The organism is Rhodococcus sp. JS3073 (assembly GCF_026810085.1).
In the GTDB taxonomy this organism is placed as follows: Bacteria; Actinomycetota; Actinomycetes; order Mycobacteriales; family Mycobacteriaceae; genus Rhodococcus_F; species Rhodococcus_F wratislaviensis.
Genome location: NZ_CP113951.1, coordinates 7,521,877 through 7,548,695, shown reverse-complemented (window position 1 = coordinate 7,548,695; position 26,819 = coordinate 7,521,877). Strand labels below are relative to the sequence as shown.

Genomic DNA, 26,819 nt, shown 5'->3' with positions numbered 1-26,819 from the left:
TCTATTTTACGGTTCCGTCTCGGACCGACTGAGTACACTGGCGACGTGCCGAATCAGGAGAACGCCGAATTCGCAGGTAGCGAGCCGAAGGTGCCGTTTCCGAAGCCGGAACGCGACATCGATCTCTACCGCCGGGCGATCGCCACCCTCCAGGCCGCACTCCCCCACGGCTGGACCTTGACGTCCGGAAAGTCCCGCTCCCTCGCCGACGCGCCGGAACGACTACTGGTCGGCGCGCCCAACGGCGAGGTGGCGTCCTTCTCCGTCATCCCCGCCCGAGGGGTTCTCGCCGGCGACGCCGCCCGCTTCGCCGACGGACTGTCCGGGTCCGATCGAGGATTCGTCTGCGCCCGTTACCTTTCCGAACCCGTTCGCCGTCAACTCGACGCCAGGGGTCTCTCCTACGCCGACGCGACCGGCAACACCTCACTTGCCGCGGACCGGCCCGCGATCTGGGTGCGCGACCGCGGCGCGGACGCCGACCCGTGGCGTGGCCCCGGTCGTCCGGCCGCCCAACTGACCGGCGATCCGGCCGCCCGGGTCGTGCGTGCCCTCGCCGATCACTCGGGTCAGCTGACGGTCCCCGAACTCGTCCGGCTGTCCGGAGCGTCCACCGGCGCGACCTATCGGGTGGTCGAAACCCTGGAGGAACGCGATCTGCTCGAGCGACTCCCTCGCGGGCCCATCACCAGCGTCCGGTGGCAGCAGATGCTGCGCGCCTGGAGCAGCGACTCCAGTTTCAAGGACTGCCCCACCGTCGGCTACTTCGCACCCGAGGGAGTGCAGTCGTTCGTCGCGAAACTCGCGAAGGTCTCCGGCCACCTCTATGCGGTGACCGGGTCACTCGCAGCAGCGGCGTTCGTCGAGTACGCGCCGGCGCATCAGGTCCAGATCTATGCCGACCACGGCGAGGCGCTGGCAGGCGCACTCGCGCTACGCCCCGTCGATCAGGGCGCCAACGTCCTCGTCGCCACTCCCCGATCGGCTGCGGTCTTCGAGCGCACCCTCTTCCGCGACAACGTCCGCCTGGTCGCCCCCGCGCAGGCCTTCGCGGATCTACTCGCCGGCACCGGTCGTCATCCGCAGGAGGCGGAGCACCTCCTCGACTGGATGACCGAGAACGCGCCCGAGTGGAGAACAGCCCTCGGCGCACCGACGGTTACCTGACGATCACTCGCCGGGGGCGAAAATGCCCGAGTGTGCGCAATACGACCACGCCACGCCGCGCGTGATGGCGCGCACAAGCGCGCTCGGGTAGCAGGATGTACATCTTGTGGCCTCACCGAGTGAGTCGGAACGGGCCTGACGGAAGTCGCAATCCGTTCGCAAAACGAATAGGGGTACGTGCATGTCCATGGGAGTCGGGCTCAGGATCGGCAGTGTCGTGTCCACCGCGGTGGTGGCGTCGAACGATCCAGGATCCCCGGATCCGGTCGTCATCGTCCGGGACACCGTCCTGCACATGTGCCCGGACGGCACCGCAATTCTCGGCGGATCGGCGCCGCACACGATCGGCGACACCCACACCGTGTCGGGGTTCCTTCCCCGCGTCGGCGACCCGGCCGGTGTCGCGGTAGGCGACGGATCCCGGTATCGCGCCGAGGACCTGGTCGCGGGCGCGATGCGGTGCCTGCTCCGGGAGTGCGAACCTCTCCCCGACCACGGCGGCCGGACGGGCGGCGCCCCCGACATCATGGCCACCTACCCCACCCGCTGGGACTCGGCCGCCGTCGCGGCGCTGCGCGACGCCCTGGACTACGCCGACATGTCCTACCTGTCCCTCGTCTCGGACGCCGAAGCCGCCGCGGCCTGGTTCGAATCCGAGATCGCGGAGCGTCCCGGGCAGCTGGTCGGCATCTATCACGTCGACGACACCGGCGCGACCGTCGCGCTGATCCGCTCGGGCGTCGAGGCAGGCAAGGCGTTCCGCTTCTCCTCGGGGGGTTCCCCCACGGCCCAGATCGCCACCGCGCTCGGTGCATTCGGCTGGCTCCCCGGCAACCTCGATGCCGTGGTCGTGACGGGCGACGGCCTGATCGCGAGGGACTCCGCGGCCATTCACGGGTTCGCTACCACGGTCGGTGAGAAGTTCGGTGTGCGGTGTGTCGTCGGCCCGGGCCCCGAGCAGACCGCAGCGCTCGGTGCCGCCATCCGCGCCGCCGGGTTCAACCCCACCACGCACAGGGTCACCCCGATCGGCCTGCCGCCGTCGTACGACGTCACCGAGGTGATCGATGCCGTCGTCGGCGAGCCGGTGCCCTCGACCTCCACGGCCGCGAGCCGGCCGGCGACGCGCACGCACAACCCCGCGTCGGCCGCGGCGGTGGGCGCGTCCCCCGCTCGCGTGTCGGGCGGAACGGCGGTCGCGACACCGCCGGAACCTCGCGCAGTCGCGCAGTCCGAGGACGAATCCACCGCCGACTCGACGTCCCGGGCGTCCTGGCTCGTCGCCGCAGCGGTCGGGCTGGCTCTCGTGCTGGTGGCGATCGTCTTCGTGCTGTTCATCCTCTGAATGCCCGCCTCCCTTCATCGGTGCAGCGGTGTGGGGAAGGGGCGAATGGTGACGATGGAACCCCGGCGGCGCTGGGTGGTTCGAACCGAGCCAGCCACGTAAATTCGGTTAATTATCGCATTCCGTCATGGTCCGATTCAGATATCGGCGTTGATGACGCAGGTCGGCACGGCGTTCGCTCCACGGCTACGCGACCGCATAACCTGTCACGGTGAGTGAATCAGGCAGCGATCCAGGTCGGTCCCCCTCGGGGCTGCGTGCAGCGCGCCCGGCGGTTCCACCCCCACTCCGGGACGACCGGTTGAAACTGTTCGCGTTCACCACTGCCGAGAAGCGCGCGGAGTACCTGTGGGTGCTGCGGGCCTTCGACCACGCCCGCGCCAACTACGTCGTCCTGCTCCACGCCGGCGACGTCGCCCGCATTCTGAACGGCCTCGCCGGCGACGATCCGGCCGGACAACTCGGCGCCGGAGACATCACTCCCCTGCTCGAGCAACTCCACGTCTGGGAGGTGCTCGAACGCAGCTACGACGGAACACGCGCCGCGACGCTGGCCGAATACCGGAACCGGCACTTCGTCTATCAGTTCAGTCAGGCCGGCTACCAGGTGTTCCGAGCAGTCGAGGACGCACTGGCGGCCCGGCTCGACGACGCGTCACTGTCCCGGCTGGCGCTGCCCGACCTCCTCGCCGACATGAACGACCTGGCCGCCGCCAACCGCGCGGCCGACAACGACCTCGTGTACCGGAAACTCAACCGTCTCGATGCGACGCTGTCGGACATGGCCGGACGCGCCGCCCAGTTCTACCTGACCCTGGGCGATCTCGTCCGCACCACGGAGATCACCCCCGAGACGTTCATGTCCCACAAGGACGCTCTCCTCACGCACATGCGCGAATTCAGCTCCGACCTCTCGCGCTATGCACCGAAACTCGCGGCGGCGATCGCGCTCGTGGAAGACACCGGCGTCGAGACGATGGTGACGCGGGCCGCCGCCAGCGACGAGCGAGTGTTCCTCGGCATCGAAGAGCGCGAAGCCGATTGGCGCGCGCGGTGGGCGGGGCTGACGCATTGGTTCGTCGGGAGCGAGGCGGGTCTCAGCGAGTCGGAGCGCCTGCGCGAGGGCACGATGAGTGCCATCGCCGCCGTCCTGTCGCTGCTGCGCCGCGTCACCGAGACCCGCAAAGGTGGTGTCAGCAGAGAGAGCCAATTGCGCCACCTCGCAGGCTGGTTCGCCGCAGCTCCGACCGAGGACGCCGCGCATGCGCTGTTCCAGGCCGTGTTCGATCTCGGCCGTCCGCGCCACCTCTCGATGGTGCACCCGGACGCCGACATCATTCCCGACACACGGTCGTGGTGGGAGGCCCAGCCCGTGGAGATCTCCCGCACGCTGGCCGAGACCGGACGTCCCCCGTCGCCCGGCCTGCCCGCGCGGGTACAGCGCAACGAGGGCAGCGTGCGCCGCCTGCGGGAGGAACAGCTGACCGCACAACGACTTCGCGCCGCCGCCGCCCAGTCGCTGGCCCGGGGCGGGGTCTACGAGCGGGAGCTCGACGAGGCCGAAACCGACGTGCTGCTGAGTCTGCTCAACGCCGCGCTGACGGCGCGGGTTCCGGTCAGCGGCCGCGTGAACAGCAGCACAGGATCGGAGAACGGCGTGAAGCTCACCCTCAGCCCACACAGCGAATCGACGGTGGTGCGCACCGCCCGCGGACGTCTGCACCTCGACGGACTGCAGGTGAGCGTTCGGTGAAGGCACGGGAGATCTCGCCGCTCGCCCTCGATTCGTATCAGCGCGCCGCCCGCGTCATCCTGTCGAATCACCTGGTGACACAGACCTATCCGGATCGCATCGCACTCCCCCTGCTCCGCCGGTGGGCCACCGAACTACGCGACGATCTGATGACGCTCTTCGGGTACCGACTCGAAGTCACCGAGACGACCGCCCGGCTGTTCACGGTGAGCGACCGGCTCGACGCCGGGACGCCGGCCAAGACGGCCACCGACCGCACGTTCGACCGGTACCGCTACGCCTATCTCGCGTTGGCGCTGGCCGCACTCGGCCGCGCCGGAAACCAGATCACCCTGTCCGAACTCGCCGATCACGTGGCCGCCGACGCCGCACAGGTCGACGGTGTGGATCTGTCCACGGAACGCGCGTCCGACCGGGACGCGTTCGTCGACGCCGTCGGCTGGCTCGCCGCCCGCGGCGCGATCGCCCTCGCCGACGGTGACGCGGGCGGCTGGGCCGCCAATCCCGATGCGGGAGAAGCGCTGTACGACATCGACAGGTCCGTCGTCATCGCCCTGTTCCGGCCGCCGCGCGCACTGCAGCACCTCCGGTCCATCCGCGGACTGCTCGCCGGCGCGGACGCGGTGACCGAGGACGACACCTCGGATTTCGGGACGACCCGGCCGGTCGACGTGAAGGAGACCGCGCGGCGGGTCCGGCGTGCTCTCGTCGAACGGCCAGTGGTCTACGCCGCCGACCTGGACGATCACGAGCTGGTCCAACTCGCGCTCCCCCGCACCGCGGCCGACGTCGAGTTGCTCACCGGACTGGTCGCGGAGCGGCGTGAGGAAGGTGTCGCGATGATCGACTCCTCCGGACGTCTGTCCGACGTCCGGTTCCCCGGGACGGGAACGGTCGCGCAGGTCGCGCTCCTGCTCGCCGGAGAGATCGCCGATCGCGTACTGGACCCGGACGCCCCGGAGACGGCCCGGATGCCGCTGCCGCAGGGCCGGATCGACGACCTGATCGAACAGGTCGACAGCGCCATTCCGCAGTCCGGGATCTTCGACAGCCTCGCCGGCAACGACGGGTTCGAACCCGCAGACCCCGCCCCCGCGGACCGGCTGTTCCCGGTCGTCGAGGACGAGTGGATCACCGGCACCGTCCGGACACTGACCGAACGGTTCGGGCGCACGTTCGCCGCCGGGTGGCAGGCGGACCCGGACGGTCTGGGACGGGCGGCGCTGGCGCTGCTCGAGCGGCTACGCCTCACCGCGGCCGTGCCGGGTGGTGTGCTCGCACTCCCGGCACTCGCCCGCTACCGGGGTGTGGTGGTCACGATCCGCGACCGCACACCCGAGATCGACCTGTTCCAGAGCTCAGCGAACGACAGCGAGGAAGTCACAGCATGACGAGTGCGCGTTTCCGGCCCACCCGCGCCGGAATCATCAACCTCTGGGACTACCGCGATCAGGAGTTCTCCTTCGCCGACGGTCGCCTCGTTCTCCGCGGTCCCAACGGCTCCGGCAAGACGAAGGCCCTCGAAGTGCTGTTCCCGTTCGTCTTCGACGGCCGGATCGAACCCCGGCGGCTCAATCCGTTCGCCGGCGAGGAACGCACCATGAAATCGAACCTCCTGTACCGCGGGCAGGAGAGCGCGTACTCGTACGTCTGGATGGAGTTCTGCCGCGGCGCGAAGGACGACCCCGAGGCCGTCACCGTGGGCATCGGCATGCGCGCCACCCGCACCAACGACAAGGTCACACGCTGGTACTTCGTCGCCGACGGTCGCGTCGGCGTCGACTTCTCCCTACTCGGCACCGACGACCGTCCGCTCACGAAGAAGCAACTGGGCGAACAGATCGGCACCGACTCCATCACCGACCGGCCGCTCGACTACCGCACCGCCATCGACGCCCGGATGTTCGGGCTCGGCGTCCAACGGTACGACCAGCTGATCAACCTCATCCTCACGCTCCGGCGGCCCCAGCTCGCGAAGAACCTCGACCCCAAGGGACTGTCGCAGGCACTCACCGACGGTCTCCGGCCGCTCGACGAGCAACTGGTCCTCGAGGCCGCCCGCTCGTTCAGCGACATGGAGGAGGTCGGCCGGGCGCTCGAGGGGCTGGCCGCGGCGGACCAGGCGGCGCAGAGCTTCGTCGGCGTGTACGCGAAATACCTTCGCCAGCAGGCGCGTACGGACGTCGACCATCTCGCGACCCGTCTCGAGGCCGTGCGGTCCGGCATCGCCGCCCTCCACGGGGCGGCCGCCGACCGGGCCCGCAGCCAGGAGAGCCGGGCGGCCGCCGAGGACCGCTTCACCGCCGCCGAACGCGCACTCGACCAGGCCAATGCAACCCTGGACGCACTGAAGCGGTCGACGGCCTACGAGGGACGGACGCAGCTCGACGACCTCGCGCAGGCCGTCTCGACGCTCGAGAAATCGACCGAACTGCAGGCCGAGAAGGCACGCAAGGCCAAGGCGACCCTCGAACAGCGAGCCGAGGAGCACGACAACGCCGGCGACGCCGTCGCCCGCGCCGTCGAGGCGCTCACCCACGCCGAAGACGAACTTCACCTCGCCGCCGAGGACGCGGGAATCACCTGGACCGCACTGCCCGAGAATGCGCGGACCGACCAACTGACCGCGGCGCTGCGCGGACACACCGAGGAACGCGACGGCGACATCCGCGCGGTCCGGGCCGCGCTCGCCACCGTCGAGAGGGCGGCCACCGAACGGACCAGAGCCGACGAGGCGGCACGCCGCGGCCAGGAGCAACTCGACACCGCGACGGTGGCCGTTCTCGAAGCCGAGACCGCGGTCGAATCGGCCCGCAGCCGCTGCGCCACCGAACTCCGATCCTGGTGGACGGAACAGTCGTCCCTCTACGCCGAGATCGCCGCGCCCGCTTCACTGTTCGAGGCCCTGGACGCCGCCCTCGCCCGGATCGGCGACGACGACGCCGCGACCCTGACGGAGACGCTGACCGAACAGACCACGGACGCCGTCGACGCGCTCCGGCTGCGCCGGCAGCAGTACGACCGCGACGCCACCTCCGCCGAGGAGGCGATCGCCGAACACGAATCGGCACGCGCCGCCATCGAATCCGAGCACGACGACGCCCCACCACTCTCGGCCGCCCGGCACGACGCCCGCTCCCGGCTGACCGGTGCGCCGCTGTGGCGGCTGGTCCGATTCGCCGACAGTGTCGACGCCGCCGCGGCGGCGGGAATCGAGGCCGCACTGCAGGCGGCGAACCTCCTCGACGGCTGGGTGACCGTCGACGACGCGCTCCCCGACGTCGAATCCGAACAATTCCTCGTGGCCCTTCCGGCCGAGGATCGGCCCGGCGGCACGACCCTCGCGGACGTTCTCGAGGTCGAGCAGGACACGGGTGTTCCCGACAATCGCGTACGCGGGATCCTCGAATCCATCGCCCTCGAATCCCTCGACCTGTCCGAAGGACCGGTGGGTGTCGCCGAAGACGGCGCGTACCGGCAGGGAATCCAGCGGGGACGCCACACGAAATCGGACGCCGAGTACATCGGGACCACCGCACGGGCCCGCAGGCGCGCTGCCCGTATCGCCGAACTCGACAGCACCCTCGAGGAAACCCGGGCGACGCTCGACGAAGCCCGGGCGTCCGCGGATGCGGCGGCGTCGCTGCTGTCGCGGACCACCGCGGCGGCGCAGGCCCTGACCCGCACGGGATCGATCCTCACGGCGCTGAAGAAGGTCACCGAATCCGCAGGCGCACTCCGCAGCCGCTCCGACACGGCGACAACGGTCGGTCGCGAACTCGACCAGGCCATCGCCGACCTGTCCGCGAAGGAGAAGCAGCTCCGAGCCACTGCGTCCACGCACCGGACTCCCCACGTCGCCCGCGAGATCGACTCGCTCGCCGCGGCCGTCCGGCACTTCGAGAAGCAGGGCGAGATGGTGCAGCGGTGCAGGCGCGAACACGCCAAGGAGGTGGAGCACACCCGCGAGTCCGAGGACCGACTGCACGAGGCGCGCGGCAGCGCGGAGGAGTTCGCGGAAGAAGCTGCCATCGCCGAAGAGGTTCTCACGCAACAGATCCAACGCCTCGAGACGCTGCGCGACACGCTGGGAGCGGGGGCCGAGCAGTTGGACCGGCAGCTCGAGGAGGCGCACACGCGGATCGAGGCGTGCAAGAAGGAGCAGCGCGACGCCCGCAAGGCGGACAAGGACGCGGGTGAAGCCATCGGCAAAGCCGAGGGCGCGTACAACACGGCCGTCCAGACGCTCCGGCTGGCGCTCACGGAAACGCACGCCGACGCCGCCCGCCTCGCGCCGTATGCCCGGCGCGACCTACTCGAACTCCTCGGCGTCGACGGCGGCCACACCTGGCCGGCGAGCTCCGCGGCGTGGATGAGTGCCGAACAGCTGGTGTATCGCATCCAGAACACCGAAGACGACACCCCGATCCTGCCGCCCGAAGTGGACGCGCTGTTCCGCGCACTGGACGGCGCCACCGAATCGGTGCGGGTCAGCGACTCGGCGCGCAAGTCGACGCGCACCGCGCTCACCACCGCGCTGCAGGACTTCGACGCACAGTTGGCGGCCGCCGGCCAGGACTACCGGTTGCAGTGGGACGCCCCGGACGGCGTGACCGTGGTGCAGGTGCAGGACGACGAGGGGTACTCGTCGATCGGCGAGTTCGCCGCCCGCATCGCGTCCGCGCGCTCCGATCAGGAATTGCTGCTCACCGAATCCGAGCGTCGCATCCTGGAGGACGCGCTGCTCACGGGTCTCGCACAGCAGATCCACGAACGGACCGTCGACGCCCGCGAACTCATCGCCCGGATGGGCACCGAGATGCGGGAGCGCCGGATGTCGTCCGGCAACACCATCGGCGTCCACTGGGTGCTCGCCGACAACCTCGACGACAGCGCGAAGGCGATCTCCAAACTGCTCGAGCGCGACACCTCGGCGCTGGGGCCGGACGAGCTCGCCACGATGCGCGCCCACTTCGCTCACCAGATCAGGACTGCCCGCGCCGCCCATCCGGAGCGTTCGTACCCGGAGATCCTGGCGTCCGCCCTCGACTACCGGCGGTGGCGGGTGTTCTCGTTCACCCTCATCAGCGGCACCGGCAACGAAGACCGGCTGACCGTCGCCCGGCACAGCGCCCTCTCCGGCGGCGAGCAGTCCGTCTCGCTGCACCTGCCGTTGTTCGCCGCAGCGCACGTCATGCTCGATTCGGCCGACCCCCATGCACCGCGACTGCTGGCGCTGGACGAGGCGTTCGCCGGCGTCGACGACAACGGCCGGGCCGAACTGCTCGGCCTCAGCGTGCAATTCGACCTCGACCTGTTCATGACCGGGTTCGACCTGTGGATCACGTACGGCGGCGTGCCGGGGTGCGCGCACTACGATCTGGCGCACTCGACGGCCGAGCAGAGCGTCAGCGCCACGCTGCTCGTGTGGTCGGATGGCGAACTACTCGCCGAACACGACGGCACCGACCTGGCGCAGGCGCTCGGTTCGCCCCTCCGCAGGCGGGTCCCGAGGCCCGCGGAGGGTGCTCTCGAGTTCGCCTGACCCGTGAGTACTTGTTAACCGCGGGCGGTTAACAAGTACTCACGGGCGCCGAAGGCGAACACCGAGGAGGGCGTCCACGGCGGCAGCGAATTCGCTCGGCGCGTTCGTGTCCGAGCCGCCGTTGTCGAGGGCGCGACGGGCCCAGCCGTCGAGGGCGTCGAGCGCCTTCGGGGTGTCGAGATCGTCCGCGAGATGCTGGCGCAGCCGGGAGATCGTGTCGGTCGCCGACTGCGCGGATTCGAGTGCCGCGGCGTCCTTCCACAGTGTCAGCCGGGTGTGGGCGTCGGCGAGAACCTGCTCGGTCCACGGACGGTCCTGCCGGTAGTGCCCGGACAGCAGTCCGAGGCGGATGGCGGCCGGGTCGACACCCTCGCCGCGCAGCTTCGACACGAACACGAGGTTGCCGCGGCTCTTCGACATCTTCTCGCCGTCGAGACCGATCATGCCGGTGTGCACGTAGTGGCGGGCGAAGCGACGGTCGCCCGTGGCCGACTCGGCGTGCGCCGCGGAGTACTCGTGGTGCGGGAAGATCAGGTCGCTGCCGCCGCCCTGCACGTCGAAACCCGAACCGATGCGGTTGAGGGCGATGGCCGAACACTCGATGTGCCAGCCGGGACGCCCGGGGCCGAACGGCGACGGCCAGGACGGCTCGCCCGGGCGGACCGCACGCCACACCAGGGCGTCGAGGGGATCCTCCTTGCCGGGGCGGTCGGGGTCGCCGCCGCGTTCGGCGAAGAACTTGTCCATCGTCTCGCGGTCGTAGCCGGACTCGTACCCGAACTGCTCCGTCGCGTTGGCGCGGAAGTACACGTCGGGGAATTCGGGGTCGTCGACGACGTAGGCGGCGCCGGACGCGACGAACTTCTCGACCATCTCGATCACTTCGCCGATCGACTCCACCGCGCCGATGTAGTCGCGCGGGGGCAGCACCCGGAGGGCTTCCATGTCTTCGCGGAACAGCGCCGTCTCGCGCATGCCGAGGACCACCCAGTCCTCCCCGTCGCGGTTGGCGCGCTCGAACAGCGGGTCGTCGACGTCGGTGACGTTCTGGACGTAGTGCACGTCGTGGCCGGCGTCACGCCAGATCCGGTTCACCAGATCGAACGTCAGATACGTGGCCGCGTGACCGAGGTGGGTGGCGTCGTAGGGGGTGATACCGCACACGTACATCGTGGCCGTGCGCCCGGGAGTGACGGGACGTACCTGCCGGTCAGCGGTGTCGAACAACCGCAGCGGAGGCCCCTGGCCTGGAACGGACGGGACAGCGGTTTCGGACCAAGACTGCATGACAGCGAGCCTAGTGGACCCGCATTTCCGCCTCGGAGGGAGCCGCCGCCCCCAGGGCGCCGAACGGTTCCGTCAGAACGCGGGCCACGGAATCGGCCGGTGACCGTTCGGCCGGGGCATCACCGGCGCCGCGAGGAGGTCCACGGCACGCTCGTACAGCGCGGCGACCTCGCCGGACGTGATGTGCTCGCCCAGTCGCGCACCGAACTCGCCCTCGAGCGAGGAGATCAGTTCGGCGATGTCGACGACGAGGGCACCCGGCACCTCCGTCCCGGCCCACCCCCACAACACGGTCCGTAGTTTGTTCTCCGTGTGCAGGCAGATGCCGTGGTCGACGCCGTAGACGGAACCGTCGAGCCCCTCGAGCGCGTGGCCGCCTTTGCGGTCGGCGTTGTTGATCAGCACGTCGAGGACCGCCATCCGCTGCAGCCGCGGATCGTCGGCGTGGATGAGCGCGACCGGTTCGCCGTCCATGTCGGTGGCGCGCAGGATTTCGAACCACCCCTCGGGGACGGCGTCGGGAGCGCAGATGTCGACCAGGTCGAGACCACCGGTGTCGTCGGCGTGCCGGTCAGGGGTGTCGACCCACCGCTGCACCATCCCCGGGCCGAACGGGCCGTCCCGCAGGAGAGTGCGGGGAATCACACCCCACCCGAGCTGCTCGGACACTAGATACGACGCGTATTCACGTCCGGCGAGCGTGCCGTCCGGGAAGTCCCACAACGGACGCTCCCCGCGGACCGGCTTGTACACGCAGCGGACGGTGTTCTCACCCTCGACCGCGTCGCACACCAGGGTGGCGTTACTGGCGTGGGTGATCTGGCCGATGAGGGTCAGCTCGCCGGACTCCAGAGGATCGGACTCCTCGGCAGGCAACCGTCAGTCCTCCTCGTCCATCTCCGGGGTGAGGCCGAAGCTCTGGCCGCGGCGGTACCCGTTGGTTCGGATGCAGATGTGCCCCTCCGGGGCCAGTGGCTCACCGCACAGCGGGCACGGCGCGCGCCCGGCGGCGATGACCCGTTCGGACCGCAACGAGAAGTCCCGCGCCTGCAACGGGGTGAGGAAGACGCGCACGGCGTCCGGTCCGTCCTCGGAGTCGTCGAGAACGACGGACTCGTCGAACTCCGTCTCGCTGACGGCGAGCAGTTCCACCACGACGGCTCCGGCGTCCGCGTCCCAGCCCAGGCCCATCGTGCCCACCCGGAACTCGGCGTCGATCGGGGTGACGAGGGGGCTCGCGTCGTCGAGTTCGGCCCCCTCCGGCGGAACCTCCGTCCCGAACCGTCGGTGCACTTCCTCGAGGAGGAGCCCCATCCGGTCGGCCAGTACCTGCACCTGCTGTTTCTCCAGCAGGACGCTGATCACTCGCGCCTCGTGTACGGCCTGGAGATAGAACGACCTGTCGCCGGGCTCACCCACCGTCCCGGCAATGAATCGGTCAGGAGTGCGGAATACGTGAATTGCGCGTGACATTGCACCTCCTTCAGCTGGAGCCGGGCCCTACTGCGGCGCTGCCCACTCGTTGTTCCGTCTCGGACTGTTCCTCGCAGCATGTTGCGTTCATTATCCGTCAATCGTCACAGGCGGACCTCCCCGCCGGGCACCGATCCGGATACTTCGGCCCGCGCCCCGTCTCCGGAGACGGGTGGCGTGTTCACTCCGGACAGATCGGCCCCGGTGTCGTTCATCTTCAGCACGTACGGACGGGTGGAGGTGTACCGGACGACGCTGATCGAGGCCGGCTCGGCGACGATCCGCTGGAAACCGTCGAGGTGCGCGCCGAGGGCGTCCGCGAGGACCGACTTGATGACGTCACCGTGCGAGCACGCCACCCATACGACGTCCCGGCCGTGTAGTTCCGCGAGCCGCGCGTCGTGCTCGCGGACCGCGGCGACGGCCCTGGCCTGGACTTGCGCGAGCCCTTCTCCTCCCGGGAACACGGCGGCGGACGCGTGCTGCTGCACGATCTTCCACAGCGGTTCCTCGAGCAGGACCTTCAGCTCGCGACCCGTCCATTCGCCGTAGTCGACCTCGACGAGCCGATGCTCCACCACGGGGGTCAGGCCGCGTGCCCGGGCGAGCGGCTCCACGGTCTGCTCGCACCGCACGAGCGGCGAGTGCACGATCTCCTCGATCGCCACGTCCGCGAGCCGGGACACGATGGCCTGCGCCTGCTCGCGGCCGCGGTCGTCGAGTTCGACTCCCGGTGACCGGCCGGCAAGCGTGTGTGCAGTGTTCGAGGTCGACCGCCCGTGGCGCAGCAGCACAACTGTCATTGGCCCAGCCTAGTGTCGTGCACTCTCCGGCCGCCCGATCTCAGGTGGCCGACACGACGCCGGTCGCGAGAAGCGACAGGACGACGACGCCGAGGATGATGCGGTAGCCGACGAACCAGTACATCGAGTGGTCGACGACGAACCGCAGCAGCCACGCGATCGACGCGTAGCCGATGGCGAACGCGATCACGGTTGCGACGAGGAGCTGCGGGCCGCTCGCGTTGAGACCTTCCCCGGCCGGTTCGAACGCGTCCGGCAGGCTGAACAGCCCGGACGCGACGACCGCGGGGATGGCGAGGAGGAAGGAGTAGCGCGCCGCGGCTTCGCGGGTGAGTCCGAGGAAGAGACCGGCGCTGATCGTGCCGCCCGATCGCGAGACGCCCGGGATCAGGGCGAGCGCCTGCGCCGAACCCATGATGATGCCGTCCTTGGCGCGCAGGTCCTCGACGGGACGCACCTTCCGCCCGTAGTACTCGGCCGCCGCGATGACCAACGCGAACACGATCAGCATGGTGGCGATCAGCCACAGGTTGCGGGCACCGGTGCGGATCTGGTCCTTGAACAGGAAGCCGAGCACACCCACCGGGATCGTGCCGATGATCACATACCAGCCCATCCGGTAATCGAGGTCACCGCGATGCTCGGGGTGAAACAGTCCCCGGAACCACGCGGCGATGATTCGTCCGATGTCGCGGGCGAAGTAGATGAGCACGGCGGCTTCGGTGCCGAGCTGGGTGACGGCGGTGAAGGACGCACCGGCGTCGTCACCGAAGAAGATCTCCGACACGATCCGGAGATGGCCGGACGAGGAGATCGGCAGGAACTCGGTCAATCCCTGGACCGCACCGAGGACAATCGCCTGGAGCCAGGACATCGCCTCGCCCATCACTCACCGGTCCCGAGGTCGAATGTGCCGCTCTGACGCCAATTTCCCATGTCGCGTTCGTAATTCACCGGCGCCACGGTACCGGGGAGGGCGACCTCCGGCAGAATCCGGCGTGGCAGGACCCACTGCCACGCAATACCCCACTACTCTGCACCTGTGGTGGCCGGTCCCGGGGGGCACCAGCATCTTCGGGGGCGAAGCCCGGGTTGCAGCTACGGTACGAGACGCAGGCGGTTATGGAACAGAGATCGGTCGGAGCAAGCGGGTTACGAGTGTCACGTCTCGGCCTGGGCACGCTCACCTGGGGTCGGGACACCGACGGCGACGAGGCCGCGGCGCAGATCGCGGCGTTCGTCGATGCGGGCGGAACGCTCGTCGACACCTCGCCCGCGTACGGCGACGGTGTGGCGCAGCGGATCCTGGCGGAACTGCTCGACGACGTGGTGCCGCGAACGGAACTCGTCCTGAGCTCGAGTTCCGGGATCAATCCGTCGGGTCCGTCGCGGATCGACTGCTCGCGACGGGGTCTCGTCGCCCAGCTCGACGCCACCCTGCGCGAGCTCGGCACCGACTACCTGGACATGTGGCAGGTCGCCACCTGGGATCCGTTCACGCCCGTCGACGAGGTCGCCGCCACACTCGATTTCGCGGTGGCGAGCGGCCGGGTCCGGTACGTCGGGGCGCGGGGTTACCTCGGGTGGCAGCTGGCCACCGCGGCGGGCGCGTCCCGGGGCACCACGCTCGTCGCCACCCAGGTGGAGTACTCGCTACTCGCCCGGGGCGTCGAGGAAGAGCTCGTTCCGGCGGCGGGGCATCACGGCATCGGTGTGTTCGCTGCCGTCCCGCTCGCCCGCGGGGTCCTGACCGGCAAATACCGAAACGGCATTCCCGTCGATTCACGCGGCGCCGACGACGCGCACGCGCAGGACGTCCAGAGTTACCTCACCGACTCCTCCGTCCGGGTGGTCGACGCGGTCGTGACCGCGGCCGACGGGCTCGGCACGTCCCCGCTGGCCGTCGCGCTCGCGTGGGCGCGCGACCGTCCGGGTGTCGCGAGCGCGGTCGTCGGGGCCAGGGACATCGCACAGCTCACCGGTGTGCTCGTCGCCGAGGAACTGGAGTTGCCCGCCGCGATCGCAGCGGCGCTCGACGACGTCAGCGCCTAGCGTGTGCAGGAGCCGGCAGACGTGCACCTGCAGTTCACGTGCAGGGCAGGCTAACCTGGTGCCCACCGGCCGACGCCGTTAGATCTGCAGGAGAGTCCATGACCACGCTGAACGAGGCCGACGCGGCCGATCGCCGAGCCGTCGGCTTCGCCGAGCGCATCAAGACAGGCACGGACGCCGCTCACCGGGAGACCGAGCAGTCCCGCTTCGTCGGGGCCCTCCTCGCCGGTGAACTCACCTCGGACGGCTACGCCGAACTGCTCGCGCAGACGTACCTCGTCTACCGCGAACTCGAGGACGCGGGGCGCACCCACACCGGCAGCCCCGTCGCGTCGCCGTTTCTCCACGACGAACTGCTGCGGGTTCCGTCGTTGGAAGCGGATCTCGAGTTCCTGCGCGGGCCGTCGTGGCGCGAGACGGTGTCCGCGCTGCCCGCCACCACCCGCTACGTGGAGCGGCTCCGCGAGGTGGCGTACGAGTGGCCCGCCGGTTTCGTTGCGCACCACTACATCCGGTACATGGGAGACCTGTCCGGTGGGCAGATCATCCGGCGCATGCTCGAGCGTGCGTACGGATACACCACCGACGGCCTGCAGTTCTACATCTTCGACGAGATCCCGAAACCGAAGGTGTTCAAGGACACCTACCGCGCGAAACTCGACGCCGCGCCCCTGTCTCCGGAGGACCAGCAACGGGTGATCGACGAGGTCAACCTCGCCTACCGTCTCAACGGCGACCTGTTCGCCGCCCTCGAAGCGGACATCGACCGGTACCTCGCACGATGAGATCGGTGTTCCGGACCCGCACGGACAGGTCGCTGTTCGCCGTTCTCGTCCTGCTTCTCGTGTCTGCGGTGGGGGTGTCGGCATGCAGTGCCGGCACCGGTGACAGCACCGGCGGTGCGCGCACGGCGGTCCTCGACGATCTGAATCCCGAACCTCTCGCGTCCCCCGCCACACCCGCGCTGCCCGTCACGGTCCGCAGCTTCGACGGGGCGGACGTGACGATCACGGACGCGAGCCGGATCGTGACCGCGGACCGCTACGGGACGCTCACCGAGACGGTCTTCGCGCTCGGACTCGGCGACAACGTGGTCGGGCGGGACATCGCCTCCGAGTTCCCGGCCGCACAGGACGTGCCGGTGGTGACACCGGGCGGGCAGTCCCTCAACGCCGAGGCCATCCTCGACCTGGCGCCGACGGTGATCCTCACCGACACCAGCATCGGACCACAGGCCGTGCAGGATCAGCTGCGGGCCGCCAGTATTCCGGTCGTCTTCTTCGATCCGACGCGGACCCTCGAGGGCGTGCCCGATCAGATCACGGCGGTGGCGAATGCGCTCGGCGTGCCCGAGCAGGGCCGCGAACTCGCGGCCCGCACCGAGAGTGAGATCGCGGCCGCCCGGAGCCGCGCCCCCCAGGGCGACGATCCCCTGAAGATCGCATTCCTCTATCTGCGCGGCACCGCGATCACCATGATCGGCGGCCCGGGCTCGGGCGCCGACTCGCTGATCGACGCGCTCGGCGCCGTCGACGCCGGCACCGCATCGGGGATCACGCAGCAGTTCGCGCCGATCACCAGCGAGGCCCTGATCGCCGCCGCTCCCGACGTCCTCCTGATGATGACGGGCGGGCTGGAATCGATCGGCGGCATCGAGGGGCTCGAGAAGATCCCCGGGGTGGCGCAGACCCCGGCGGGCCGGAACCAGCGCGTCGTCGACATGCAGGACGGGGTGCTGCTCAGCTTCGGCCCCAACACGGGCCGTGTTCTCGGCGCGTTGGCCGACGCCGTCTACCCGACCGACAATCCATGACCGTCGAAGACCTCCACGCTCCGGGTAAGCCTTCCTCACGCACTCGAACCGGTGCCGTCCTCGTCGGTCTGCTGATCGCCCTTGCCGTCGCCGCCGTCTTCTCGGCCTGCATCGGACAGGTGCCGACCGGCCCCGGGGAGGTTCTCGGCAGCATCCTGCACCGCATCGGACTGGATCTCGGGCCGATGCCCGCGCACCCCAGCGGCGAGGTGACGCTGTGGGAGGTCCGGTTCCCTCGGGTGGTCCTCGCCATCCTGGTCGGGGCGGCGCTCGGATGCGCGGGTGCGCTGCTGCAGGGTGTGTTCGCGAACCCGCTCGCCGAACCCGGTGTCATCGGGGTGTCGGCCGGTGCCGCGGTCGGCGCCAGCGCCGCGATCGTGGTCGGCGGCGCGTTCGCGGCCGGGTGGACGGTGGCCGCGGCCGCATTCGTCGCCGGACTGATCACCACCGTCGCCGTCTACGTCCTCGCCCGGCACGAGGGCCGCACCGAGGTGGTCACCCTCGTCCTCACCGGTGTGGCGGTCAACGCATTCGCCGGCGGCCTCATCGCCTTCTTCACGTTCGTCGCGTCCCCCGCGGCGCGCGATCAGATCGTCTTCTGGCAACTGGGCAGCCTCAACGGGGCCACCTGGAACGCGGTCGCGGTGGTGGCACCGATGACCGTCGCCGGGATCGCCGCCACGATGATGATCGCCGGGAAACTCGACCTGCTGTCCCTCGGCGAGAGCGCGGCCCGGCACCTCGGCCTCGACGTCGAGCGGCTGCGTCAGATCGCGGTGCTGATCGTCGCCCTGCTCGTCTCGTCCAGCGTGGCGTTCACCGGCATCATCCTGTTCGTCGGACTGGTGGTCCCGCACCTGATGCGCATCGCCGTCGGGCCGGGTCACCGGGCCCTGATCCCGGCGAGCGCGCTGTGCGGCTCGCTCGTGCTGCTCCTCGCCGACCTGGGCGCCCGGTCGCTCGTGGCGAACGCGGACCTCCCGCTCGGCATGCTGACGGCCCTCGTCGGCGGGCCGTTCTTCTTCTGGTTGCTGCGTCGCACCCGGGCCAGTCAGGGTGGGTGGGCATGAGTCCGGCATTCCACCCGCTCCGCACCCGAGTCGGCGAGGCGATCGAGCAGAGCCTGTTCCGGCGGACCGACCCGGTGCCCCCGCCGCGCCCGTCGGGGTCCGTGACGCTGCGGGCGCACGGGATCGCGGTCACCCGGGGTGGCAGGCCCGTGCTCGACGACGTGTCCGTGGACGTGCGGATCGGCGAGGTCCTCGTTCTCGTCGGCCCCAACGGGGCGGGCAAGTCGACGCTCCTCGCGGCGCTGTCGGGCGATCAGGATGTGCACGCGGGCAGCGTGCACCTCGACGACCGGGACCTCGGCGAGTGGACGGCGCTCGAGATGGCCCAGCGCCGGGCGGTCCTCCCCCAGCAGAACACGGTCGGGTTCTCGTTCACCGCACGTCAGGTCATCACGATGGGCCGGTCCCCGTGGGCACGCACGCCGCGCTCCGACGACGACGCCGCCGCCATCGCCGAGGCCATGCGCATCTGCGATGTCGTGGCGTTCGCCGACCGGCCGTTCACCGCGTTGTCGGGCGGCGAACGTGCCCGGGTGGCTCTGGCGCGGGTGCTGGCGCAGCGCACCGAGACGATCCTGCTCGACGAACCCACTGCCGCCCTCGACCTCGGGCACCAGGAGACCGTGATGCGTCTCGCCCGCTCCCGCGCGGAGCAGGGAACCGCGGTGGTGGTCGTCCTCCACGACCTCGCGCTCGCCGCCGCGTACGCGGACCGGATCGTGGTCCTCGAGCAGGGCCGCGTCGCCGCCGACGGGCCTCCCGCAGACGTCCTGTCCGAGGACCTGCTGACTCGGGTGTACGGGCACCCCGTCGAGGTCATCGAGCACCCGGTGACCGGCGCGACCCTCGTCCTCCCCCGCCGCGATCGGCGTTAGACCGCCGCGGTCACAGTCCGTCGATGACCGCCCCGAGACGGCTGAGGACCGCCCGCACGGTGATCCCGTCCTCCGGCGGCCCTGCCCCCTGCGAATCGGGGTCGGACACGGCATCTCGCACGACGGCGACGATGCTGCGTTCATCGGTCAGGTCGATCTCCCGGACCGAGCGCCGCGCCGACGCCACGATGTCGTCCGGAGCAGGGACCTCGGTTTCCACGTCGGCGCGGTAGACCTCGACGTGCATGGTGCTCTTGCGCACCCGGAATGCGTAGGAGTTACCTTCTGCGGTCCGGCCGAAGCCGTGTGCGTGCGGTCCGACCGAGATGTCTTCGACGGTGAACGTCGGTGTTTCGGGTGTTTCCACGGTCTTCTCCTCGATGACCTGGGCCGGCGGTCGGAAGACCGCCGGGCGCGGGGTCGATGTTTCTCACGGTATCGCCTCGGCACCCGCTGGGCACCGACCGCATTCGTGGGCGTTTCGCGGATCAGGGATGCTTGTAGGCAGTTGTGCAGGTGTAGGTCGATGAGAGAACCCCGAGGAGCAGCACATGGGTAGACCGGGAGCGCGCGTCGTCGCCTCGTGTATCGGAGTGGCATTTCTACTGGTCACCGGCTGTTCGTCGAACTCCGACGAGGATCAGGCGATCACGATCGCCCCCGCGAGTGCCGCGCAGTCCCCGGCCCAGAACATCACGCCCGCCGGTGTCGTTCACCCTGTCGGCCTGCCGATCGAGTCCACCACATTCGACCCCGAGACCCGCACGACAGTCGTCCTGGGAGGCGGAGGCAACCAGATCCTGCTGTTCCCGGCCGGGGATTTCACGGCGGTTCCGCGGGTGGTTCCGCTGGACGACACCGTCGCCCAGGTCGCCCTCGCCCCCGGCGGTGTGGCGTTACTCGCGATGAACACGCAGGTAGGACGCCTGGACCTGCGCACGGGCGAGGTGACGTTCGTACCGGCCGGCGGTGACGTCCGGTCGGTCGCCCCACTGCCCGACGGGCGGCTGGCGATGGGCCTGGGCAATGGCGAGATTCACATCGTGAACACCGAGACGAACGAGTCACAGGTGATCGGCGGACTCACGTCCGTCGACGGGCTTGCCGTCGTCGGCGACTCGCTCACCGCTCTCGACCGTGGTCAGACGTCCGTGACCGCCATCGACGTCCCCGGTTCCGCGCTCGGTGTCGCACTGCGCGCCGGTGAAGGCGCCACACAACTCACGACCGACCACTACGGGCGGATCCTCGTCACCGACACCACCGGCGACGAACTGCTCGCCTACACCACCGACACACTGATGCTCCGCCAACGGTTCCCCGCCGGGCTCGCGCCGTACGCCGTCGCCTACGACGACACCGCCGACCGGGCGTGGGTCACGCTGACCGAGACCAACGAAGTGGTCGGATTCGACCTGTCGAGTGGAGTGGGCGTGGAAACGGCACGGTATCCCACCGTCCGGCAGCCGAACTCTGTCACTGTGGATACCGTGAACGGTGACCTCCTGATCGGTTCCGCGACGGGAGACGGCCTGCAGCAGATCCCGACGAGGAGTTCGTAGATGGCATCGCATTCACGTCGACTCCCCTCCGGGTGGGAGATCGAATCCGAGGACTTCGAGTACGTGCCGCTTCGGCTGCCCCCCGACGTCACCCGCATCAGCGCCTCGATGAGGTTGGCCATCCAGGCGGAGTTCGGTGGCTGGGAGCTGTCCCGAGTCCGCCTGTACTCCGACGGAAGCCGCCGTGTGCTGCTCAAACGAAGGAAAACCGCTCACCATGTCCCCGACCCCGCAATCTAGGGAGACCTCCTTGTACCACCTGCTGTTACAGGTGATGTTCCGCGTTCCTCCGGAGCGGATTCATCACCTGGCCTTCGCTGCGATGCGCCTGGTCACGCGGTTCTCGCCGCTGCGTCAGCTCGTCGGCAAGGTTCTCGTCGTGGACGATCCGGCTCTGCGGAACACCGTGTTCGGACTCGACTTCCCGGCGCCGCTCGGACTGGCCGCCGGGTTCGACAAGGATGCGACCGGCGTCGACGCGTGGGGTCCCCTCGGCTTCGGGTTCGCCGAGGTGGGCACCGTCACTGCCCAGGCGCAGCCCGGAAACCCGGCTCCCCGCCTGTTCCGGCTGCCCGCGGACCGCGCCCTGGTCAACCGGATGGGTTTCAACAATCACGGCGCAGGCAATGCCGCCAACCATCTCCGTCAGCGCCGGGCCGGTGTCCCGATCGGCGCGAACATCGGCAAGACGAAGATCGTCGACGCCGCGGACGCCCCGGCCGATTACACGGCGAGCGCGCAACTGCTCGGCCCGCTGGCCGATTTCATGGTGGTCAACGTCAGCTCACCGAACACCCCGGGACTGCGGGACCTGCAGGCCGTCGAGTCTCTCCGCCCTCTCCTGCGTGCGGTTCTCGACTGCGTGACCGTCCCGGTTCTGGTGAAGATCGCCCCCGACCTGTCCGACGACGACGTCGACGCGGTCGCGGATCTCGCGCTCGAACTCGGCCTGGCCGGCATCGTCGCGACCAACACCACCATCCGCCGGGACGGGCTGAACACCCCGGACGACGAAGTGGCGGCGATCGGTGCGGGCGGGTTGTCGGGTCCTCCGGTCGCCGAACGATCCCTCGAGGTCCTCCGCCGCCTGCACGCGCGGGTGGGTGATCGCCTGGTGCTGATCTCCGTCGGCGGCATCGAGACGGTCGACCAGGCGTGGGAACGGATCCTGGCCGGGGCGTCCCTCGTGCAGGGTTACACCGGCTTCATCTACGGCGGGCCGTTCTGGGCGCGCCGCATCCACAAGGGGCTGGCCCGGAAGGTGCGCGCGGCCGGCTATTCCTCCGTCGCCGATGCGGTCGGCGCAGGCGCCGTGCGCTGACACGGACCGCACACAGACCGGTGGCCGGCGAATCCCGCGGATTCGCCGGCCACTCGTGTCTTCCGGAGCTATCGAGCTACTGCTCGTACGTTCCCTGGATCTTCGCGCGAGCGATCGCATGCGAGAACAGGTTGAAACCCAGGAACGCCGGCGTCGAGTCGGCGGTGACCCCGTCGAGGGTCTCCACGTCGAGCGCGTGGACCACGAAGATGTAGCGGTGCGGCCCGTGTCCTTCCGGCGGGGCCGCGCCGAGGAAGCGACGCAGTCCGGCGTCGTTCTTCAGCGTGATCGCACCGCTCGGCAGCCCGGTTCCGTCGTCGTCGCCTGCCCCGCTCACCAGCGTGGTGGTGTCGGCCGGAATGTTGGCGACCGCCCAGTGCCAGAATCCGGACGCCGTCGGCGCGTCGGGGTCGTACACCGTCACCGCGAAGCTCTTGGTCTCGGCGGGGAACCCCGACCACGACAGCTGCGGTGAGTTGTCGTAGCCGCCGGCGCCGAAGATTCCGCTGACCTGTTCCTTGTTCAGCGGCTGCCCGTCGGTGACGTCGGTGGAGGTCAGCTCGAAACTCGGCAGGTCGGGAAGGGCCTCGTACGGGTCGTGTGACATGCGGTTCCTCTCTTGTCGCGTATCGGTTCTCGGATCAGCTGTGGAGCAGAAAATGTTCCAGCACGCGTGTACCGAACAGTAGTGCGTCGACCGGTACCCGTTCGTCGACACCGTGGAACAGCGCGCTGAAATCCAGGTCGGCGGGCAGCTGCAGCGGAGCGAACCCGAAGCACCGGATGCCGAGCTTCGCGAACGCCTTGGCGTCGGTTCCACCCGACAGCATGTAGGGCACCGTCCGGGCACCGGGATCGTGCGCGAGGATCGCGTCGTTCATGGCGTCCACGAGATGTCCGTCGAACGTCGTCTCGTAGGAGTCGAGTTTCGTGATCCATTCGCGCTGGACGTCCGGCCCGATCATCTCGTCGACCGTCGCCTCGAACTCGGCCTGCCTGCCGGGCAGGATCCGGCAGTCGACGACGGCCTCCGCGGTCTGCGGGATGACGTTGGCCTTGTAACCGGCCGAGAGCATGGTCGGGTTCGCGGTGTCCCGGAGGGTGGCGCCGATGATGTTGGCGATGGTGCCGAGTTTCGCGAGGGTGCCGTCGAGGTCGGGCGACTTCGGGTCGAAGTCGAGTCCGGTCTCCTCACCCGCCGCTTCGAGGAATTCGGCCACCGAATCGGGGATGACCAACGGGAACGTGTGCGCACCCAGCCGGGCGACCGCCTGCGCCAGGATGGTGACGGCGTTGTCGGTGTGCAGGAACGAACCGTGCCCGGCCCGGCCCTTGGCCGTCAGCCGCATCCATCCGAGACCCTTCTCCGCGGTCTCGACGAGATAGAGCCTGCGGTCGGTGCCGTCCGGTCGGGGAACGGTCAGGGAGAAGCCGCCGACCTCGCCGACAGCTTCCGTCACACCCTCGAACAGATCGGGACGATTCTCGACCAGCCACTGGCAGCCGTACTTGCCACCGGCCTCCTCGTCGGCGACGAAGGCGAACACGAGGTCGCGAGGAGGAACGATTCCCTCGGCCTTGAACTGGCGGGCGACCGCCAGGATCATCCCGACCATGTCCTTCATGTCGACGGCACCGCGTCCCCACACGTAACCGTCCTCGACAGCTCCGGAGAACGGGTGGACGCGCCAGTCGGCCGGCTCGGCGGGAACGACGTCGAGGTGGCCGTGCAGCATGAGGGCGCCGCGGTCGGGGTTCGAGCCCTTCAGCCGCGCGAACACGTTGCCGCGGCCAGGTGCACCCGACTCCACGTACTCGGTCTCGTAGCCCACTTCCTGCAGCTGGGCCGCCACCCACTCCGCACACTCGCGTTCGCCCTTCGTCGTGGCGAGCTCTCCGGTGTTGGACGTGTCGAAGCGGATCAGCGAACTGACGAGATCCACGACTTCGGCTTCGGCGCGACCCTGGCCTGGGGTTTCCTGTGTAGTTGGCACTCCACTTTCCTACCACCGCAGCAGCGGAAACGCTCAGGTGAGAGGGGCGATTTGGGCCGTGGCGGTTCATCGGTTAATCTTTTGCAGCACCCAGGAAATGGGGGCAAGCAAGTCCGAGTGGCGGAATGGCAGACGCGCTAGCTTGAGGTGCTAGTGTCCTATTAACGGACGTGGGGGTTCAAGTCCCCCCTCGGACACTCTGAGTTGAGACAGACGAAAAGGCCCCGGTTCATCGAACCGGGGCCTTCTTCGTGAGAGGGCGAAGTTCGATGGGTGAAACAACGACGACGATCGATCCGGCAGATCTCGAGATCTGCCTGAAGGTTCTCGATCAGGCGGCGGAACTCGACGATGCGGATCCCGATTCCGTCACGGTCCAGCGCGCTGTCGGTCACCTCTTCAAGAAGTTGAAGAAGCGCCGGCGGATCGCGGCCCGCGACGCCGTCTCCGAGGCCGACCGTCAGGTCGTCGCCGCGACCGCGACGGGTTCCCCCGATCGGATCGACGACGAGACCGCGGGCATCCCGCTCACGTCGAACGCCGACGGCGCGTCCGCGGGCACCCTGATCCGGCCCCGCCCGTGCTACATCTGCAAGCAGCGCTACACCCGGGTCGACGCGTTCTACCACCAGCTGTGCCCCGACTGCGCGGCAAAGAGCCGCGCCAAGCGGGACGCACGCGCCGACCTCACCGGCCGCCGGGCGCTGCTGACCGGTGGTCGCGCCAAGATCGGGATGTACATCGCCCTGCGGTTGCTCCGCGACGGAGCCCACACCACGATCACGACGCGTTTCCCCAACGACGCCATCCGCCGGTTCAAGGCCATGGAGGACAGCAGCGAGTGGATTCACCGGCTGCGCGTCGTCGGCATCGATCTGCGCGACCCGGCGCAGGTCGTCGCGCTGGCCGACTCCGTTGCCGCACAGGGCCCGCTGGACATCCTGATCAACAACGCCGCACAGACGGTGCGACGCTCCCCCGGCGCCTACAGCGCGCTCGCGGATGCCGAGTCCGGCGCCCTTCCCTCCGGCGACCTGCCCGACGTCCTGACGTTCGGCAAGACCAGCGACGCCCACCCGGCAGCACTCGCCGGTTCGCTGTCAGACGTGTCCGCGATGGCGGGCGCCGCACTGTCCCCCGACGCGGTGAGCTCACTCGCACTGGTCGCAAAGTCGGCTTCCCCCGATCGCATCGACCAGGGTCTGGCGATCGACGCCGGCGGACTCCTGCCCGACCTCGCGCACACGAACAGCTGGGTCCAGACGGTCGAGGAAGTCGACCCGATCGAGCTGCTCGAGGTGCAGTTGTGCAACTCGGTCGCCCCGTTCATCCTCGTGTCCCGGCTGCGGCCCGCGATGGCGGCGGCAGGCGCCCGCCGCAAATACGTGGTGAACGTCTCCGCGATGGAGGGCCAGTTCAGCCGCGCCTACAAGGGTCCGGGGCATCCGCACACCAACATGGCGAAGGCCGCACTGAACATGCTCACCCGCACCAGCGCCAAGGAGATGCTCGACGACGGCATCCTCATGACCGCGGTGGATACCGGGTGGATCACCGACGAGCGGCCGCATTACACCAAGATGCGCCTGGCCGACGAGGGTTTCCACGCCCCCCTCGACCTCGTCGACGGCGCCGCCCGCGTCTACGACCCCATCGTCCAGGGCGAGCAGGGCGTCGATCTGCACGGCTGCTTCCTGAAGGACTACGAGCCCTCACCCTGGTGATCGAGCACCGCTCGGATCCACCTACGAGAGCATCGACACAGCCGGAGCACTCTCCGGCGCGGGGATAATAGGGGTCGTACCGATACCTGAAAATGGAGGCGCTTCATGGCGATAGCCGTTGTCCACCGAGACAGCCCGGAAGGCCGGGCGGCCATCGTCCACGCCGCCCGCGAGGCTGTGCAACGACGGGAACAGCTGCTCGTCCTCCACGTCCTCGACGACGACCCCGGGCAGGACGCCGAGTCCGACCGCTCCGCCCTCCGCGCCGAGATCCAGGCGACGCTCGAGAGCGGCGGAGTCGGCGAGTCGTCGTGGGAACTGCGCACCAACGAACACGACGGCGATCAGGTGAGCGCGCTGCGCGCGCTGGTCGACAGCAGCGGTGCGGATCTGCTGGTCGTGGGGACCCGGCGCATGTCCCCGATCGGCAAGTTCCTCCTGGAACGATGGCTGCAGCGCCTCCTCCTCGAGGTCGACATTCCGATCCTGGTGGTCAAGGAAAACGTGCGCGGCACCGCCTGAGCCCGTTACCCGGCGGACCCGGCCGAGCGACGCCTACGATGGCGTATGGGGGAACTTCGGATGTCAGGGGTGCATCGATGGGGAGCGTCTTCTACGAGGTCGTCGCCGACGCCACTGCCGTCGCGCACTTGATCTTCATCCTCTACGTCGTCTGTGGCGGGTTCCTCGCCTGGCGCTGGCCTCGCACGATCGCACTCCACCTCGCTGCGGTGGCCTGGGGATTCACTGGCCTGCTGGTCGGCATCGACTGCCCGCTGACACACGTGGAGAGCTGGGCCCGCGTCCGCGCCGGGCAGGACCCGCTCCCCTCGTCCGGGTTCATCTCCCACTACCTCACCGGCGCCGTCTACCCGGAATCCGCCGCGGGAGCGATGCAAACTCTCGTCGCGCTCGGCATCGTCACCTCGTGGGTCGGCTACGTCGTCCTGCGGGTCCGCACCCGGGTACCCCTCGCTCCGACCCACCCCGGCGGTACCGGAGTCTGAGCCCGTCCTTCCCTACCGCCGAGTAGGG

General features: G+C 69.3%; 24 protein-coding genes and 1 tRNA gene. 17 read left to right on the top strand and 8 right to left on the bottom strand.

The features are described from left to right. The first annotated feature begins 45 nt into the window (after positions 1 to 45). From OYT95_RS34495 to OYT95_RS34475, 5 genes are all read left to right on the top strand, one after another. On the top strand, positions 46 to 1,167 hold the full coding sequence (locus OYT95_RS34495; protein WP_128642037.1) for a helix-turn-helix domain-containing protein: 1,122 nt from the start codon (positions 46 to 48) through the stop codon (positions 1,165 to 1,167). 181 nt (positions 1,168 to 1,348) lie between these two features. Beyond that, on the top strand, positions 1,349 to 2,512 hold the full coding sequence (locus tag OYT95_RS34490) for a hypothetical protein (protein WP_128642036.1): 1,164 nt from the start codon (positions 1,349 to 1,351) through the stop codon (positions 2,510 to 2,512). Positions 2,513 to 2,813: 301 nt separating this feature from the next. Further along, positions 2,814 to 4,265, top strand: coding sequence for a TIGR02677 family protein (locus OYT95_RS34485; protein WP_037229459.1), 1,452 nt, complete (start codon positions 2,814 to 2,816; stop codon positions 4,263 to 4,265). Continuing rightward, complete coding sequence (locus OYT95_RS34480) at positions 4,262 to 5,656, top strand: TIGR02678 family protein (RefSeq protein ID WP_268790158.1); 1,395 nt, start codon at positions 4,262 to 4,264, stop codon at positions 5,654 to 5,656. The genes OYT95_RS34485 and OYT95_RS34480 overlap by 4 nt, the downstream gene beginning before the upstream one ends. After that, entirely contained in the window at positions 5,653 to 9,810 is a 4,158-nt protein-coding gene (locus OYT95_RS34475) for a TIGR02680 family protein (RefSeq protein ID WP_268790157.1), read from the top strand. Before OYT95_RS34480 ends, OYT95_RS34475 begins: the two co-directional genes overlap by 4 nt. Positions 9,811 to 9,849: 39 nt before the next feature. On the opposite strand, the gene mshC is transcribed toward OYT95_RS34475, so the two are convergent. The 5 genes from mshC to OYT95_RS34450 all read right to left on the bottom strand — a co-directional run bounded on the left by mshC (position 9,850) and on the right by OYT95_RS34450 (position 14,259). After that, positions 9,850 to 11,097, bottom strand: coding sequence for a cysteine--1-D-myo-inosityl 2-amino-2-deoxy-alpha-D-glucopyranoside ligase (mshC, locus tag OYT95_RS34470; RefSeq protein ID WP_112298617.1), 1,248 nt, complete (start codon positions 11,095 to 11,097; stop codon positions 9,850 to 9,852). 72 nt (positions 11,098 to 11,169) lie between these two features. Further along, a complete protein-coding gene (locus OYT95_RS34465) occupies positions 11,170 to 11,973 on the bottom strand; it encodes an SCO1664 family protein (RefSeq protein WP_037229449.1) in 804 nt (267 codons plus the stop codon). 3 nt (positions 11,974 to 11,976) lie between these two features. Further along, on the bottom strand, positions 11,977 to 12,570 hold the full coding sequence (locus OYT95_RS34460; protein WP_005243068.1) for a DUF3090 domain-containing protein: 594 nt from the start codon (positions 12,568 to 12,570) through the stop codon (positions 11,977 to 11,979). 104 nt (positions 12,571 to 12,674) lie between these two features. Continuing rightward, positions 12,675 to 13,373 carry a histidine phosphatase family protein gene (locus OYT95_RS34455; RefSeq protein WP_011594100.1) on the bottom strand — a complete coding sequence of 233 codons (699 nt, stop codon included), beginning with the start codon at positions 13,371 to 13,373 and terminating at the stop codon, positions 12,675 to 12,677. 40 nt (positions 13,374 to 13,413) lie between these two features. Beyond that, positions 13,414 to 14,259: an undecaprenyl-diphosphate phosphatase gene (locus OYT95_RS34450; protein ID WP_037229446.1), complete on the bottom strand. Its 846-nt coding sequence runs from the start codon at positions 14,257 to 14,259 to the stop codon at positions 13,414 to 13,416. Between the two features lie 236 nt (positions 14,260 to 14,495). On the opposite strand from OYT95_RS34450, the gene OYT95_RS34445 reads away from it, so the two are divergent. From OYT95_RS34445 to OYT95_RS34425, 5 genes are all read left to right on the top strand, one after another. After that, complete coding sequence (locus tag OYT95_RS34445; RefSeq protein ID WP_037229445.1) at positions 14,496 to 15,425, top strand: aldo/keto reductase; 930 nt, start codon at positions 14,496 to 14,498, stop codon at positions 15,423 to 15,425. A 98-nt stretch (positions 15,426 to 15,523) separates the two neighbouring features. Beyond that, positions 15,524 to 16,210: a biliverdin-producing heme oxygenase gene (locus OYT95_RS34440; RefSeq protein ID WP_037229444.1), complete on the top strand. Its 687-nt coding sequence runs from the start codon at positions 15,524 to 15,526 to the stop codon at positions 16,208 to 16,210. Then, on the top strand, positions 16,207 to 17,238 hold the full coding sequence (locus OYT95_RS34435; RefSeq protein WP_268790156.1) for a heme/hemin ABC transporter substrate-binding protein: 1,032 nt from the start codon (positions 16,207 to 16,209) through the stop codon (positions 17,236 to 17,238). Before OYT95_RS34440 ends, OYT95_RS34435 begins: the two co-directional genes overlap by 4 nt. After that, positions 17,235 to 18,308 (top strand): FecCD family ABC transporter permease, encoded by a 1,074-nt coding sequence (locus OYT95_RS34430; protein WP_268790155.1) that lies wholly within the window; start codon positions 17,235 to 17,237, stop codon positions 18,306 to 18,308. The genes OYT95_RS34435 and OYT95_RS34430 overlap by 4 nt, the downstream gene beginning before the upstream one ends. After that, on the top strand, positions 18,305 to 19,183 hold the full coding sequence (locus OYT95_RS34425) for a heme ABC transporter ATP-binding protein (protein WP_037229712.1): 879 nt from the start codon (positions 18,305 to 18,307) through the stop codon (positions 19,181 to 19,183). Before OYT95_RS34430 ends, OYT95_RS34425 begins: the two co-directional genes overlap by 4 nt. Before the next feature lie 10 nt (positions 19,184 to 19,193). On the opposite strand, the gene OYT95_RS34420 is transcribed toward OYT95_RS34425, so the two are convergent. Further along, a complete protein-coding gene (locus OYT95_RS34420) occupies positions 19,194 to 19,550 on the bottom strand; it encodes a hypothetical protein (RefSeq protein ID WP_037229441.1) in 357 nt (118 codons plus the stop codon). Positions 19,551 to 19,734: 184 nt separating this feature from the next. On the opposite strand from OYT95_RS34420, the gene OYT95_RS34415 reads away from it, so the two are divergent. From OYT95_RS34415 to OYT95_RS34405, 3 genes are read left to right on the top strand one after another with little or no spacing between them, the layout of a single operon-like run. Further along, positions 19,735 to 20,745: a hypothetical protein gene (locus OYT95_RS34415; protein WP_037229439.1), complete on the top strand. Its 1,011-nt coding sequence runs from the start codon at positions 19,735 to 19,737 to the stop codon at positions 20,743 to 20,745. Further along, positions 20,746 to 20,985 carry a DUF5703 family protein gene (locus OYT95_RS34410; protein WP_005243088.1) on the top strand — a complete coding sequence of 80 codons (240 nt, stop codon included), beginning with the start codon at positions 20,746 to 20,748 and terminating at the stop codon, positions 20,983 to 20,985. Positions 20,986 to 20,995: 10 nt separating this feature from the next. Continuing rightward, positions 20,996 to 22,066, top strand: coding sequence for a quinone-dependent dihydroorotate dehydrogenase (locus tag OYT95_RS34405; protein WP_037229437.1), 1,071 nt, complete (start codon positions 20,996 to 20,998; stop codon positions 22,064 to 22,066). A 76-nt stretch (positions 22,067 to 22,142) separates the two neighbouring features. Here OYT95_RS34405 and OYT95_RS34400 read toward each other — a convergent pair whose 3' ends face one another. Then, positions 22,143 to 22,673, bottom strand: a complete 531-nt coding sequence (locus tag OYT95_RS34400; protein WP_005243092.1) for a YbhB/YbcL family Raf kinase inhibitor-like protein — start codon at positions 22,671 to 22,673, stop codon at positions 22,143 to 22,145. 34 nt (positions 22,674 to 22,707) lie between these two features. Continuing rightward, on the bottom strand, positions 22,708 to 24,060 hold the full coding sequence (locus OYT95_RS34395; RefSeq protein ID WP_268790154.1) for a M20/M25/M40 family metallo-hydrolase: 1,353 nt from the start codon (positions 24,058 to 24,060) through the stop codon (positions 22,708 to 22,710). Positions 24,061 to 24,171: 111 nt separating this feature from the next. Between OYT95_RS34395 and OYT95_RS34390 the strand changes: the two genes are divergently transcribed. The 4 genes from OYT95_RS34390 (at position 24,172) to OYT95_RS34375 (ending at position 26,791) form a co-directional block, all read left to right on the top strand. Further along, positions 24,172 to 24,257 (top strand) — tRNA-Leu (locus OYT95_RS34390). A gap of 72 nt (positions 24,258 to 24,329) precedes the next feature. Continuing rightward, positions 24,330 to 25,784, top strand: coding sequence for an SDR family oxidoreductase (locus tag OYT95_RS34385; RefSeq protein WP_112298623.1), 1,455 nt, complete (start codon positions 24,330 to 24,332; stop codon positions 25,782 to 25,784). Between the two features lie 105 nt (positions 25,785 to 25,889). Further along, positions 25,890 to 26,306, top strand: coding sequence for a universal stress protein (locus tag OYT95_RS34380; RefSeq protein ID WP_037229425.1), 417 nt, complete (start codon positions 25,890 to 25,892; stop codon positions 26,304 to 26,306). A gap of 77 nt (positions 26,307 to 26,383) precedes the next feature. Then, the gene (locus OYT95_RS34375) at positions 26,384 to 26,791 is read left to right on the top strand and encodes a DUF2784 domain-containing protein (RefSeq protein ID WP_037229422.1); all 408 of its coding nucleotides are present in this window, start codon (positions 26,384 to 26,386) and stop codon (positions 26,789 to 26,791) included. Positions 26,792 to 26,819: the final 28 nt, after the last annotated feature.

Bases quoted from the DNA above. Each gene is read 5' to 3' on its own strand.
- OYT95_RS34410 (WP_005243088.1), top strand. From the start codon at position 20,746: ATGGCATCGCATTCACGTCGACTCCCCTCCGGGTGGGAGATCGAATCC.
- OYT95_RS34445 (WP_037229445.1), top strand. From the start codon at position 14,496: ATGGAACAGAGATCGGTCGGAGCAAGCGGGTTACGAGTGTCACGTCTC.
- OYT95_RS34475 (WP_268790157.1), top strand. From the start codon at position 5,653: ATGACGAGTGCGCGTTTCCGGCCCACCCGCGCCGGAATCATCAACCTC.
- OYT95_RS34385 (WP_112298623.1), top strand. From the start codon at position 24,330: ATGGGTGAAACAACGACGACGATCGATCCGGCAGATCTCGAGATCTGC.
- OYT95_RS34425 (WP_037229712.1), top strand. From the start codon at position 18,305: ATGAGTCCGGCATTCCACCCGCTCCGCACCCGAGTCGGCGAGGCGATC.
- OYT95_RS34415 (WP_037229439.1), top strand. From the start codon at position 19,735: ATGGGTAGACCGGGAGCGCGCGTCGTCGCCTCGTGTATCGGAGTGGCA.
- OYT95_RS34490 (WP_128642036.1), top strand. From the start codon at position 1,349: ATGTCCATGGGAGTCGGGCTCAGGATCGGCAGTGTCGTGTCCACCGCG.
- OYT95_RS34455 (WP_011594100.1), bottom strand. From the start codon at position 13,373: ATGACAGTTGTGCTGCTGCGCCACGGGCGGTCGACCTCGAACACTGCA.
- mshC (WP_112298617.1), bottom strand. From the start codon at position 11,097: ATGCAGTCTTGGTCCGAAACCGCTGTCCCGTCCGTTCCAGGCCAGGGG.
- OYT95_RS34375 (WP_037229422.1), top strand. From the start codon at position 26,384: ATGGGGAGCGTCTTCTACGAGGTCGTCGCCGACGCCACTGCCGTCGCG.
- OYT95_RS34460 (WP_005243068.1), bottom strand. From the start codon at position 12,570: ATGTCACGCGCAATTCACGTATTCCGCACTCCTGACCGATTCATTGCC.
- OYT95_RS34435 (WP_268790156.1), top strand. From the start codon at position 16,207: ATGAGATCGGTGTTCCGGACCCGCACGGACAGGTCGCTGTTCGCCGTT.
- OYT95_RS34380 (WP_037229425.1), top strand. From the start codon at position 25,890: ATGGCGATAGCCGTTGTCCACCGAGACAGCCCGGAAGGCCGGGCGGCC.
- OYT95_RS34400 (WP_005243092.1), bottom strand. From the start codon at position 22,673: ATGTCACACGACCCGTACGAGGCCCTTCCCGACCTGCCGAGTTTCGAG.
- OYT95_RS34440 (WP_037229444.1), top strand. From the start codon at position 15,524: ATGACCACGCTGAACGAGGCCGACGCGGCCGATCGCCGAGCCGTCGGC.
- OYT95_RS34430 (WP_268790155.1), top strand. From the start codon at position 17,235: ATGACCGTCGAAGACCTCCACGCTCCGGGTAAGCCTTCCTCACGCACT.
- OYT95_RS34450 (WP_037229446.1), bottom strand. From the start codon at position 14,259: ATGGGCGAGGCGATGTCCTGGCTCCAGGCGATTGTCCTCGGTGCGGTC.